The organism is Planktotalea sp. (genome assembly GCF_018607965.1).
Classification (GTDB): Bacteria; Pseudomonadota; Alphaproteobacteria; order Rhodobacterales; family Rhodobacteraceae; genus Planktotalea.
The window spans coordinates 1-11,724 of sequence record NZ_JABBAM010000041.1 but is presented as its reverse complement, the minus strand read 5'-3'; the positions used below and the strand labels follow the sequence as shown (position 1 = coordinate 11,724).

Annotated in this window: 14 protein-coding genes; 9 read left to right on the top strand and 5 right to left on the bottom strand. The window is 53.9% G+C overall.

What is annotated here, in order from left to right:
* Positions 1-524, bottom strand: a 524-nt coding sequence (locus QZ279_RS03760; protein WP_293448114.1) for an SOS response-associated peptidase, incomplete at its 3' end; no start/stop codon positions are given.
* Positions 525-637: 113 nt separating this feature from the next.
* Between QZ279_RS03760 and QZ279_RS03755 the strand changes: the two genes are divergently transcribed.
* On the top strand, positions 638-1,171 hold the full coding sequence (locus QZ279_RS03755) for a flavodoxin family protein (RefSeq protein ID WP_293448112.1): 534 nt from the start codon (positions 638-640) through the stop codon (positions 1,169-1,171).
* 40 nt (positions 1,172-1,211) lie between these two features.
* Here QZ279_RS03755 and QZ279_RS03750 read toward each other — a convergent pair whose 3' ends face one another.
* The gene (locus tag QZ279_RS03750) at positions 1,212-2,771 is read right to left on the bottom strand and encodes a bifunctional metallophosphatase/5'-nucleotidase (RefSeq protein WP_293448109.1); all 1,560 of its coding nucleotides are present in this window, start codon (positions 2,769-2,771) and stop codon (positions 1,212-1,214) included.
* A gap of 153 nt (positions 2,772-2,924) precedes the next feature.
* Here QZ279_RS03750 and QZ279_RS03745 point away from each other — a divergent pair, with 153 nt between their 5' ends.
* The 3 genes from QZ279_RS03745 (at position 2,925) to QZ279_RS03735 (ending at position 5,056) form a co-directional block, all read left to right on the top strand.
* Positions 2,925-3,479, top strand: coding sequence for a hypothetical protein (locus QZ279_RS03745; RefSeq protein WP_293448106.1), 555 nt, complete (start codon positions 2,925-2,927; stop codon positions 3,477-3,479).
* Positions 3,480-3,654: 175 nt separating this feature from the next.
* Positions 3,655-3,993 (top strand): DUF952 domain-containing protein, encoded by a 339-nt coding sequence (locus QZ279_RS03740; protein WP_293448104.1) that lies wholly within the window; start codon positions 3,655-3,657, stop codon positions 3,991-3,993.
* 1 nt (position 3,994) lies between these two features.
* Entirely contained in the window at positions 3,995-5,056 is a 1,062-nt protein-coding gene (locus QZ279_RS03735; RefSeq protein ID WP_293448101.1) for a quinone-dependent dihydroorotate dehydrogenase, read from the top strand.
* Here the strand turns inward: QZ279_RS03735 and QZ279_RS03730 are convergent.
* The 3 genes from QZ279_RS03730 to QZ279_RS03720 are packed head-to-tail and all read right to left on the bottom strand — an operon-like array spanning position 5,053 to position 7,300.
* Complete coding sequence (locus tag QZ279_RS03730) at positions 5,053-6,366, bottom strand: MATE family efflux transporter (protein ID WP_293448098.1); 1,314 nt, start codon at positions 6,364-6,366, stop codon at positions 5,053-5,055. The genes QZ279_RS03735 and QZ279_RS03730 overlap by 4 nt on opposite strands.
* Positions 6,363-6,875 (bottom strand): PaaI family thioesterase, encoded by a 513-nt coding sequence (locus QZ279_RS03725; RefSeq protein ID WP_293448096.1) that lies wholly within the window; start codon positions 6,873-6,875, stop codon positions 6,363-6,365. Before QZ279_RS03725 ends, QZ279_RS03730 begins: the two co-directional genes overlap by 4 nt.
* Before the next feature lie 2 nt (positions 6,876-6,877).
* Entirely contained in the window at positions 6,878-7,300 is a 423-nt protein-coding gene (locus QZ279_RS03720; protein WP_293448093.1) for a PaaI family thioesterase, read from the bottom strand.
* Between the two features lie 113 nt (positions 7,301-7,413).
* On the opposite strand from QZ279_RS03720, the gene QZ279_RS03715 reads away from it, so the two are divergent.
* From QZ279_RS03715 to QZ279_RS03695, 5 genes are all read left to right on the top strand, one after another.
* On the top strand, positions 7,414-7,782 hold the full coding sequence (locus QZ279_RS03715) for a MerR family transcriptional regulator (protein WP_293448090.1): 369 nt from the start codon (positions 7,414-7,416) through the stop codon (positions 7,780-7,782).
* A gap of 255 nt (positions 7,783-8,037) precedes the next feature.
* Positions 8,038-8,424: a MerR family DNA-binding transcriptional regulator gene (locus QZ279_RS03710; RefSeq protein ID WP_293448087.1), complete on the top strand. Its 387-nt coding sequence runs from the start codon at positions 8,038-8,040 to the stop codon at positions 8,422-8,424.
* A gap of 97 nt (positions 8,425-8,521) precedes the next feature.
* Positions 8,522-10,303, top strand: a complete 1,782-nt coding sequence (locus QZ279_RS03705) for an acyl-CoA dehydrogenase C-terminal domain-containing protein (protein ID WP_293448084.1) — start codon at positions 8,522-8,524, stop codon at positions 10,301-10,303.
* 46 nt (positions 10,304-10,349) lie between these two features.
* Entirely contained in the window at positions 10,350-10,562 is a 213-nt protein-coding gene (locus tag QZ279_RS03700) for a hypothetical protein (RefSeq protein ID WP_293448082.1), read from the top strand.
* 28 nt (positions 10,563-10,590) lie between these two features.
* A complete protein-coding gene (locus QZ279_RS03695) occupies positions 10,591-11,718 on the top strand; it encodes an acyl-CoA dehydrogenase family protein (RefSeq protein ID WP_293448079.1) in 1,128 nt (375 codons plus the stop codon).
* Positions 11,719-11,724: the final 6 nt, after the last annotated feature.

The window sequence follows — 11,724 nt, the reverse complement described above, 5'->3', positions numbered from 1 at the left end:
TTCGCCCAGTCGTTTTGATCCAAGACCACTGGCATGCGGTGGTGAATTACAGACATCGCGGTGTTCGCTGCGACAGTCACCATCGCACAGGTACGCAACGTTTCGCCGCCACTTTTCCAATCCTGCCAAATCCCCGCGAACCCCATCGTGCTATGATCACTGTTTTGAATATACCAAGGATCGCGCCCACCGTCCCCGTCCTTGGTCCACTCGTAGAACCCACTTGCGGGAATAATGCAGCGCCGCGCACGACACGCGGCTTTGAACGCAGGTTTCGCTGCAATCGTTTCGCCGCGCGCATTGATCAAAAGCGGTCCGTCGTTGGTTGCTTTGTACCAGCTTGGCACAAACCCCCAACGCATCAAACCCAATTTCCGAGTGCCTTCTTCGGTATACACACTGTGGATTTCGGTGGTTGGGCAAACGTTAAAGTTTGGAACTGTCGGCAAATTATTCGCAGGCTCAGCCGCAAAAAGCTGCGCCATAGCGTCATTGGGAAGGGTAACAGCCATACGTCCACACATACCGTATCCTAACGCTGTGTAGATTTCAGGGGCAGTGATTTTTCTAGAAAAATCGCATTCCATATTCTCCGCAGAAGAATATGCTGCAAACGTCGTATACTGAAAGGCATTTTATGACGCTTTGTATTGTCTACTTTTCCGCAGATGGTCGCACCCGCGCCATGGCGCAAGCGATTGCACAGGGGGGAAATGGCACAGCGCTAGACGTGACCAAACTGACCGATGCGGATTGGCAAACGCTCGACGCTGCAGATGCAATTGTGATGGGCGCACCCACCTACATGGGTGGCCTGCCCGCACCTTTCGTGCAGTTCATCGAACACGCATCCAGTCGTTGGGACACAGGCCAATGGTGCGATAAACTCGCGGGTGGGTTTTCCAGCGCGATGCATCCAGCGGGTGACAAGCTTAACACTCTGACCAGCCTATTTATTTTCGCGTCGCAAATGGGAATGATTTGGGTCGGTGCTGCTGAAACAGGCGCGCCCGTGGTCCCCGCGAATGTAGGCATCAACAAAGATGGATCATGGGTTGGTGTCACAGCAAGTCCTTCAGACCAAAACGGCGAACTGCTTAGCAAAGGTGATCTGGAAACCGCACGACGCTACGGTGAACGTATGCGCGCATCCCTTGATCGTTGGACATAAGAAAGGGCGCGATCCGTCAATCGACCGCGCCCTCACTGTCTTACTTCGTCGTAATGCGACCGTCTAGGTAGGGTCCATATGGACCTTGGGCTGCAAGATATTCCGCCAAAACATCCGCCACATCAGGACCGAAATCATAGGCATCCTGCGCGTCACGGAACATTTTGTACCCGTCACCGCCGTTGCGCACGTAGTTGTTAGACACAACGCCGTAGACCTTGGCAGCGTCAATCGCAGCACCACCAACCATCACGTCAGATACACGCGCGCCAACCTTGGCACTCGCGTCAAAGCTAAAACTGATGCCCGCAACTTGTGGGAAACGCCCTTTCACTTCTTCGACTTGGCTCACACCATTTTCCAAAGCAGCAACCAGAACCTCACCAGATACGCGGAACGTGGACAGCGTGTTTTGGAACGGCAGAACCGTCAGCACTTCGCCCATGGTCACATCACCCGCATCAATCGAGGCACGCAAACCGCCCGAGTTCGCAATTGCGATCTCAACACCTTGATCCATAACCCGTGCCAGCATCGCATCGGCCACAAGATTGCCCATCTGACATTCTTGAATACGACAAATCGCACGGTCGCCTTCGATCGCGTCCGCTGCGTTCGCAACAACTTTGTTGCGCACTTCTTCAAGTGGTGCCGCAGCCTCGGCGATGCGCGCTTTCGTAGCGCTATCCTCAGCAACGGAACCATCAATTACAAGCGGCTCACCCTTGGCTTCGGTGATTTCGCCAGCGTCATTAAAGCTAACATTCAGCTCACCCAAGAACTTGCCGTAGGCGTAGGCCTGAACAATTGCCGTAGTGCCGACCATCGTAGGATAGGGACCATCCGCGCGCTCATTCGTGTTGGACAAAAGCGAATTCGAGTGACCGCCAACGATCACGTCAACACCAGTCGTGCCAGCCGCAACCGCTTGGTCGACCACATACCCAGAGTGGGACAGAACGATGATCTTGTTCACACCCATTTCTGTCAGCTTATCAACTTCGCCCTGAACCGCGTTGACGGGATCAGTGAAAATAATGTTCGGACCGGGACTGGCCAATTCATCAGTGTCTTGTGGCGTCAGACCGATCAGGCCCAGCTTTTCGCCGCCGCGTTCAATCACTGTGGATTTCGCAAGCTTTCCCACCAGCAGTTCTTCACCGCTTACATCCGCGTTGGACATCAAGACTGGGAAGTTCACCGCATCCATAAAGCCACGCAGAACTTCGGGGCCGTCATCGAATTCGTGGTTGCCCACGGTCATGGCGTCATAGCCCATCTTGTTCATCATCTCGGCGGCAAGCTTACCCTTGTAATAGGTGTAAAACAGCGTGCCTTGAAACTGATCGCCCCCGTCCACGAGGATGGAGTTATTCGTGCGCGCACGGGCGTCTGCCAGTGCAGTCACCAAGCGCGCAGAACCGCCAAAACATTTGCCTTCGCCGTTGTCCTCGGCAGAACAGCCGCTGTCATATTTGCTGATCGGCTCAAAACGAGCGTGAAAATCATTTGTGTGCAAAATCGTCAGCGAATAATCCGCTGACGCGATGCCGGCCGTAAGTGCGAGGCTAGCTGCCCCTGTCAATAAGCGCGTGAGCATTTTGGAAATCCCTATGCGTTGAACCATCGATTCGCATCGTGGCGCGTCCTTGCGTTTGAGTCAAAGGCAGACGTAGCGCCAAGCAATTTTTAGCACAAATATTACGCACATAGGGCCGCTGAAAATCGCGTATTCAGCAACCACCTCAAGGGGATGTTCAAATGGATCCGCCACATTTCTATTTCACTCTGCGCACTGGCAATTGTTGCCTACACGGCGTTTCCCGGATGGCGCCGCGCGTTAACACCGACCCTGTTTGGCATGCGCAAAATCGCGCCAAACATATACAGCGACGCGCCAGACAAAAGCAAAGCGCACCTCGCTTTGATCAGTGCAGCCCGCACGCAGGCCAGCGATTTCTTCGGCCCTTTGCAAACAAACCCAAGGTATATTCTTTGCACGACCGACCGCTGCACAAAACGTTTCGGCCTGCACACCAGAGGGTTGAACCTAGGCTACCACCTTATTTTGATAGGCCCAAAAGGCATCAACGCATCTATCATCACCCATGAAATCGCGCATTCGGAACTGCACCGCACCATGGGCCTGCGCGACATGACAAAGCCCAAATTCCCGTCTTGGTTCGACGAAGGGCTGGCAAGCTACATTTCAAACGACACGCGCCTTTCGTTTGTTGGCGACCCTCATTGGATCAAATCCGCGCGCAATTTCAGACAGTGGAGCACGTTGAATTCCGCAGAAACCTAGCACCAAAATTACAGCGCCGCGTGGACGCTTGTTAAATCCGTGACTGAAACGCACGGCGTAGATGTTTTGCAGACCCTCGTTAGCCGCGTCGAAGCTGGCGAGGATTTCGACAACCTTTGGCAAGCGCTGGAATCCCAACCTTGACCACGCCGCGCCGCTGTCGCATCACTCACCCATGAAAATATACAAAATCTTTCGCGCCGAAGAATGGGCGCTGCTTCGCAAAGAAAAATCCACCACAGGCGCGCCCATTGATGTGACAGATGGATACGTACATTTCTCGACTGCCGCGCAGGCCCAAGAAACCGCTGACAAGCACTTCACAGGTCAGGACGGCTTGTTTCTGCTTGGATGTGACGCGGACGCACTGGGCGATGCATTGAAATGGGAAGTGTCACGCGGCGATGCAAAGTTTCCGCATCTCTATCGCGAGTTGCGCTTAGAGGATGTGGAATGGGCGCAACCCTTGCCGCTGATCGATGGACGTCATCAATTCCCTGCTGGACTAGAATGATATGAAACGGATCGCTGAGCAGGCTGGCCTAAAACTCCTGCGCAAAATGGATCCCGAATTGGCGCATGGCTTGGCCTTGAAGGCGTTGCAAAGCGGTCTGGCAACGTCCCCCGGTGAAATCACCGGTGCGCGTCTGAAATGCGACCTTGCAGGTTTGAAACTGCCCAATCCTTTGGGTTTAGCGGCTGGCTTTGACAAAAACGCAGAAGCGCTGGTTGGCCTCTCAAGATCCGGTTTTGGTTTTATCGAGGTCGGTGCCGCAACGCCGCGCCCGCAAGACGGCAATCAAAAACCCCGCCTGTTCCGCTTGATGGAAGACAAGGCCGCGATCAATCGGTTCGGTTTCAATAATCAAGGGATGGAAGTCATCGCGACCCGTCTCGCCAAACGTCCCGACGGCATGGTCCTTGGTTTGAACCTAGGCGCGAACAAAGATAGCGCAGATCGCGCGGACGATTTTGCAAAGGTGCTGACCCATTGCGGCGCGCATGTAGATTTTGCGACAGTAAATGTAAGCTCCCCGAACACAGAAAAATTGCGTGACTTGCAGGGGTCTGCTGCGCTGACTGGTCTGCTTGAAGGCGTGATGAACACACGCGAAACCCTCGCCAAACCCATCCCGATCTTCCTAAAAATCGCGCCTGATCTGACCAGCGACGAAATTGCAGAGATCGCAGAAATCACCATCGCGACAGGTGTGCAAGGCGTCATCACCACCAACACGACGCTCTCCCGCGAGGGGCTGCACAGCGCGCATAAATTTGAAATGGGCGGTCTCTCTGGCGCACCATTGTTCGAAAAATCGACACAGATTTTGGCGCAACTGTCCAAGCTAACCGACGGAAAACTCCCTCTGATTGGTGTTGGCGGTGTCAGCACTGCCGAACAAGCCTACGCAAAAATCTGCGCAGGCGCGTCCGCGGTGCAGCTTTATACTGCGCTTGTCTATGGCGGTCTTTCCTTGGCGGCCGACATCATCCACGGCTTGGATAAATTGCTCGAAAAAGACGGCCACGCAAATGTCGCGGACGCAATTGGATCCAAGCGCGGTGAATGGCTCTAGCCAGCAGCGCGCTCTAGTGCGGGGTATTTCCAGCCCAGCGTAATGCCCCGAGCTATGAACGAAATCAACAGCGCCAACCATAGCCCGTGATTGCCCACCATCGGCATCAAGATCAGCAGCGCAATCACATAGATCACCGCAGACAGAGCCATCATATTGCGCATGTCCGCGCTGCGCGTCGCGCCAATGAAAATACCGTCCAACATCCACGCCGCACAGCCCACCAAAGGCGCAGCAACCATGTAGGGTAAATACACACGCGCCTCCGCGCGCACCTCTGGCGAGGTCGTCATAACGTCAATGATCCATGGCCCGAACAATGCAAATGCAGTGGCCGTGCAAAGAACGGTGATCAGCCCCCAAAAACTGGTCAGCACCGCAGCGCGACGCACGCGCGCCACAGATCGCACGCCCATAGATTGTCCGACCAGCGTTTCAGCCGCGATTGCGAACCCATCCATAGAAAATGCCGTTATTTCCAAGAATTGCAAAAGCACATGGTTCGCGGCCAATGTCACATCGCCAAAGCGCGCGCCCAAGAAAACGAAGGATAAAAAGATCGCCTGCAACATCACAGAGCGCAGCAAAATATCGCGGTTCACACGGGCAAACAGGATCATCTGCGCACGTTCAAACACGCGCGGCCAGTCCTTCCACGCTGGCGTTTTCAACGCGTCACGACACAGCCACAACCCCAACAACAACCCAGACCATTCCGCAATCAACGTCGCAATCGCAACGCCCTCAACACCCCACCCAAGGCCCAAAACGAACCACAGATCCAGTACGATGTTCAGCCCGTTCATCCAAAGCTGCACAATCAGAACGCCACGCGTGCGCTCCAGCCCGATCAGCCAACCTGTCACCACATAAATTCCAATCGCGGCGGGCGCTCCATAAATGCGTATGCCCATATAGCTTTGCGCAAGACTTTCGACCTCACTGCTCGCAGGGGCGGTTTGCAACGCGAGCCAAATCAGTGGCACCTGCAGCGCCATGATAATAAAGCCCGCAACAAGCCCAATGATCATACCGCGGCTGAGCAATGCAGACACTTCGCCCTTGCGCCCTGCTCCGCTGGCTTGGGCTGTCAGGCCAGCCGTGCCCATGCGCAAAAATCCAAAAATCCAATAGATCGCGGTCAAAGCAATCGCGCCGATGCCAACCGCACCAATCGGTGCTGCCAAACCCAGCTGTCCGACAACGCCCGTATCCACGGCACCCAAAATTGGCACAGTCGCGTTCGACAGAACCACGGGTAACGCGACAGTAAGAACGCGCCTATGCGTTAAATCTTGAAGCGTTTTCAAGACTCCTCGCGACGAGGCATTAAGAAATGCGCGTTACCGCTAGCGAAGGGGCGATCATGGTTGTCCTGCCACGCCTCGACCTGAACAGACGCATAGCGCCGACCAGATCGCGTGACGCGCGCGCGCGCATAGGCATCGCGCGGCAACCCAGAACGCATGTAATCCACCGAAAAATCAATCGTCTTTGGCAAACGCGGCAAAGCCCCTGCTTGCAAATCTTCAAGGCTCAGCGCGCCACTTTCGAAATCTTCCCACAACAGCGACCAGCTCAGTTCAATGATCGCCGTCACCTCTAAAAACGCCGCAGTCACACCGCCATGCAAAGCAGGAATAAATGGATTGCCGATCAGCTTTTGATCAAACGGCAAAAGCGCGGTCAATTCATCGCCGCGCCGATCAAAGCTAATTCCAAGGAACTGAATATAGGGAACGCCGCCGACCAACGCGCTCAACGCAGCGTCCCGGCGCATTTTGACGTCTTGCATCGCCTCTGGGGGTTTGCGTACCATGCTTAACGCCCCTCCACAGTAAATGCGCCTGTTGCCGTGGCAACCGGATTATCGCCGTCCTCGTCGTGCGCCGTTGCACGCACAAAGGCGACAGAACGGGTCACGTGATAACAATGGGCTTGCGTGCGAATACGCTGGCCGGGCGTCGCGGGGCGCATGTAATCAATGCGCAGATCAATCGTGGCCGTACCGGCACCGGCATCTGGATGGCTCATCACAGCCGCCCCACAACACGTATCCATCAACGCAGAAACCGCACCACCATGAATGACCCCCGTCTTGGGATCGCCCACCAATTGCGGATTATAGGGCATGCAAATCTCGGCATTCCCGTCACCGATCTGCGTCAGCTCCATCCCCAATGCGACGGCATGAGGAATCGCTTCAATGAACTGCTTTGCATTTTGTGTTTGGCGGTCGGTCATATCTGGCTCCTCTTCGCCCTCACCCCTTTATGATCGCCAATCGCTCGAATGGGCAAGAGCAGCGGTTGCCCTTCTGCAAAGACGGGCCTACCTTTAGCGAAGGAGAATGAAAAATGTCCGAAATCAGGCTCAGTTTTAAAGAAATGTGCGCGCGCTTTGAAGTGACGCCGCGTACTTTGCGATATTACGAGTATATCGAGCTTTTACAGCCCGAGCGTGAAGGGCGATCCCGTTTCTACAGCACACGTGAGTGCGCGCGCATGACACTGATTCTGCGTGGCCGGAAATTTGGCATCAAACTAGAAGAAATTCGCCAGTGGTTGAAAATCTATGAAAATGAAGGGACTACCGCCCAACGTGAAGCCTTCATTGAAATGGCAGATCGCCAGTTGAGCGAACTGGAAGACCAAGCACTTCAGCTTGACGAGGCGATAAAAGAGCTTCGCCACCTTCGCGAAGAAACACGTTTGAAACGTAGCTAAAACACATTCTTAAAGCGATTTTAGGGCCTATAAACCCTCCTTTTCGGGGTGAATTGACGTTTTTTGACGCGTCTTCCCCATGAAAAATTTGCCTCTACATGAGATTACGCTTGCGGAAGTGACGTAAACTTCTAAGTGACGTAACGTACAATCTACGTAAACCTGAAAAACTGTAGTATGCAGCGTCTCAATAGATCTGGTGGACCGTACCGAGCATCTGAAAGTGTGAACGATATGCAGCCGAATGAAACATTTATGAGCATCCGAGAAATGTGTGATGCCTTCGACGTGACCCCGCGCACCTTGCGGTTCTACGAATCTAAAGAACTACTTTTCCCAAAGCGTGAAGGACAGAAACGTCTCTTTACCAAGCGCGACCGCGCGCGTCTGAAATTGATCATTCGGGGCAAGCGCTTTGGCTTTAGCCTCGAAGAAATCCGCCAGCTTTTGGACCTGTACCATGTGAACGATCAACAGCAGACCCAAATGAACCGTACGTTGGAAATTGCACACGACCGCCTAAGCGACCTTCAGGCACAGCGCTACGAGATGGACAGCGCCATCAACGATTTGCGCGAACAGATTAAATGGGGCGAAAAGATTGCTGCCTCTGTGAACCAGACCCGAAAAGCGGCCGAATAACCGGCCGCCTTTCAAATACGATCCCCTTACGCAACAAATGCAAACGGGTGAATGAATTTGAATTGAAACCGTAGACTTATTCTTAGGGAGTGGCCCCATGCCCCGTTATACAGCCCCAACAAAAGACATGCAGTTCATCATTCACGATGTTCTCAAAGCAACCGAATCCAGCATTCCGGGCTATGACGAATTAGAGGCAGATTTCACCTCTGCAATTATCGAAGAAGCGGGCAAAATCTGCTCGGACGTGCTTCAGCCGTTGAATGCGATTGGCGACAAAGAGGGCTGTACGCTGGAAAACGGCGTTGTACGCACACCGACAGGCTTCAAGGCGGCCTTTGATCAGGTGCGCGACGGCGGTTGGACCGGTCTGGATATGCCAGAACAATACGGCGGTCAGAATATGCCCGCACTTATGGGCACGGCGGTTGGCGAATTGTTCTCTGCATCCAACCAAGCATTCACAATGTACCAGGGCCTGACGCACGGCGCGGCCTCTGCGATTTTGGCGCATGGTACAGACGCGCAAAAAGACAAATACCTACCCAATATGGTGTCGTGTGAATGGACCGGCACGATGAACCTGACAGAGCCCCATTGCGGCACTGATCTGGGCCTAATGCGCACCAAAGCGGCACATCAAGACGACGGATCTTACAAGATCACAGGCCAGAAAATCTTTATTTCGTCGGGCGAGCACGACATGGCGGATAACATCATCCACCTTGTGTTGGCCAAGATCGAAGGCGGGCCAAAGGGTATCAAAGGCGTCTCGCTCTTTATCGTTCCCAAATTCAACGTGAACGACGATGGCACACTCGGCGCGCGCAACAGTGTTGCCGTTGGCTCTATCGAAGAAAAGATGGGCATCCACGGCAACTCAACCTGCGTGATGAACTACGATGACGCGACAGGTTATTTGCTTGGGGACGAACACAAAGGCATGCGCGCAATGTTCACGATGATGAACGAAGCACGACTGGGTGTGGGCGCACAGGGCCTGGCCCAAGCTGATGCAGCCTACCAGAACGCGGTAGATTACGCGAAAGACCGCCTGCAGGGTCGTGCCGTAACAGGCACTGAAAACCCCAATGGCCCCGCCGATCCACTGATCGTGCACCCTGACATTCGTCGCAGCTTGATGGATCAGAAAAGCTTTACCGAAGGCGCACGCGCGTTCTTGCTATGGGGCGCAACAATGATCGACGCCGCGCACCGTGCTGACGACAAAGATGCAGACGGCCTCGTGTCCTTGCTCACACCTGTGATCAAAGGATTTTTGACAGATCAAGGCTACGACATGACAGTCAAAGCCCAACAAGTTTACGGCGGTCACGGCTATATTGAAGAATGGGGCATGTCCCAGTTCACACGTGATGCCCGTATTGCGATGATCTATGAAGGTGCCAACGGCGTTCAGGCACTCGACCTCGTGGGCCGCAAATTGGCGCAAGATGGCGGCAAGCACGTGATGGCCTTCTTCGATTTGGTTAAGACGTTCTGCAAGGATAATGCAGGCGCAGACGAAGCCTTTGATCGTGATTTCATCGAACCTTTGAAAGCAGCGTCCAAGGATCTGCAAGCGGCAGGCATGTATTTCATGCAGAACGGCATGAAGAACCCGAACCACGCTTTAGCGGGTTCCAACGATTTCATGCATATGTTCGGCCACGTGTGCTTGGGTCTGATGTGGGCGCGCATGGGCAAAGCAGCGCGCGATGCGCTCTCAACTGGTGCATCCGACGTAGCGTTCTATGAGACGAAGCTGGCAACAGGGCGCTATTATATGGCACGCCAATTACCCGCGACAGCGCTCCACCTTATACGCATCCAAAGCGGTGCGGATACGGTTATGGCCTTGGACGCCGCCAACTTCTAAACGGGCGGTGCGTAGGAAACCACGCACCCTACAAAAGGTATACGCTTTGCCAAAACGCTTCCGCCTGACACGCCGCTTTCCCGTCTCCATGACAGAGGAAGCATATCGCCGCCTTAAACGGTTCGCGCGCGAGGCTGGCTTGGATGAGGGCGAAGCACTGTCATTCTTGTTTGAGAATTTCGACAGCGTAACACACGACGAAAACCTGCCGCATCGTTTGCGGCTGTTCAACGCCGAACTGGAAGACCGCAAGCGCTAAGGTGGGGAGAGAACCTTTGAGTAAATGGATGACCGACGAGCATAAAATGCTCGCAGAAATGACTGCGAATTTCATCACGACCGAGTGGAAGCCAAAATACGATAAATGGCGCAAGCAAGGTCAAATGGACATCGAGACGTGGAAAGAGGCTGGCGAACTTGGTCTGCTCTGCCCATCCATCCCTGAAGAATACGGCGGCGTCGGCGGTGATTTCGGCCACGAAGCGGTTATCTTAATGGAAGGCTCACGCGCTAATCTGGCAAGTTGGGGCCACGGAATTCATTCTGGTATCGTCTCCCATTACATTCTCGCATTTGGCACGGAAGAGCAAAAAAACCGCTTGCTACCTAAGATGATATCTGGCGAATTGGTCGGTGCTTTGGCCATGACTGAGCCCTCTGGTGGTTCTGACGTGCAAGCAATCAAAACCCGCGCGATCAAAGAGGGTAATTCATATAAGTTGACAGGCCAAAAGACGTTCATCACAAACGGCCAGCACGCCAACCTGATCATTGTTGCCGCCAAAACCAACCCGAATGAGGGCTCCAAAGGAACCTCCCTCGTGATTGTCGAAACAGATGGCGCAGAAGGTTTCGCACGTGGCCGCAACCTTGATAAAATTGGCGCACATGCCGCCGATACGTCGGAACTGTTCTTTGACAACGTCGAAATTCCACCAGAAAACATCCTTGGCGGCGAAGAGAACCAAGGCTTTTATCAAATGATGAAACAGCTCCCACAAGAGCGCTTGATCATCGGGTGTGGCGCGGTTGGCGCAATGGAAGGCGCGGTTGAGCGCACCATAGCCTATTGCAAAGAACGCCAAGCTTTTGGCGGACCCATAATGCAGTTCCAAAACACACGTTTTAAACTGGCGGAATGCCAAACCAAAACCACTGTCGCGCGCGCGTTCCTCGATGAATGCATAGCAGAACATCTTGAGGGCAAGCTCACAGTCGAAAAAGCTGCAATGGCGAAATACTGGCTAACAGACACCCAAGGAGAAGTGCTTGACGAATGCTTGCAACTTCATGGTGGCTACGGCTTCATGCAGGAATATGCAGTCGCAGAAATGTGGACCGATGCCCGCGTTCAACGCATTTATGGCGGAACCAATGAAATCATGAAGGAACTCATCGCGCGCGGCTTCAAATAAAGCGCC

Bases quoted from the DNA above. Each gene is read 5' to 3' on its own strand.
- QZ279_RS03755 (WP_293448112.1), top strand. From the start codon at position 638: ATGACGCTTTGTATTGTCTACTTTTCCGCAGATGGTCGCACCCGCGCC.
- QZ279_RS03750 (WP_293448109.1), bottom strand. From the start codon at position 2,771: ATGCTCACGCGCTTATTGACAGGGGCAGCTAGCCTCGCACTTACGGCC.
- QZ279_RS03745 (WP_293448106.1), top strand. From the start codon at position 2,925: ATGTTCAAATGGATCCGCCACATTTCTATTTCACTCTGCGCACTGGCA.
- QZ279_RS03740 (WP_293448104.1), top strand. From the start codon at position 3,655: ATGAAAATATACAAAATCTTTCGCGCCGAAGAATGGGCGCTGCTTCGC.
- QZ279_RS03735 (WP_293448101.1), top strand. From the start codon at position 3,995: ATGAAACGGATCGCTGAGCAGGCTGGCCTAAAACTCCTGCGCAAAATG.
- QZ279_RS03725 (WP_293448096.1), bottom strand. From the start codon at position 6,875: ATGGTACGCAAACCCCCAGAGGCGATGCAAGACGTCAAAATGCGCCGG.
- QZ279_RS03720 (WP_293448093.1), bottom strand. From the start codon at position 7,300: ATGACCGACCGCCAAACACAAAATGCAAAGCAGTTCATTGAAGCGATT.
- QZ279_RS03715 (WP_293448090.1), top strand. From the start codon at position 7,414: ATGTCCGAAATCAGGCTCAGTTTTAAAGAAATGTGCGCGCGCTTTGAA.
- QZ279_RS03710 (WP_293448087.1), top strand. From the start codon at position 8,038: ATGAGCATCCGAGAAATGTGTGATGCCTTCGACGTGACCCCGCGCACC.
- QZ279_RS03705 (WP_293448084.1), top strand. From the start codon at position 8,522: ATGCCCCGTTATACAGCCCCAACAAAAGACATGCAGTTCATCATTCAC.
- QZ279_RS03695 (WP_293448079.1), top strand. From the start codon at position 10,591: ATGACCGACGAGCATAAAATGCTCGCAGAAATGACTGCGAATTTCATC.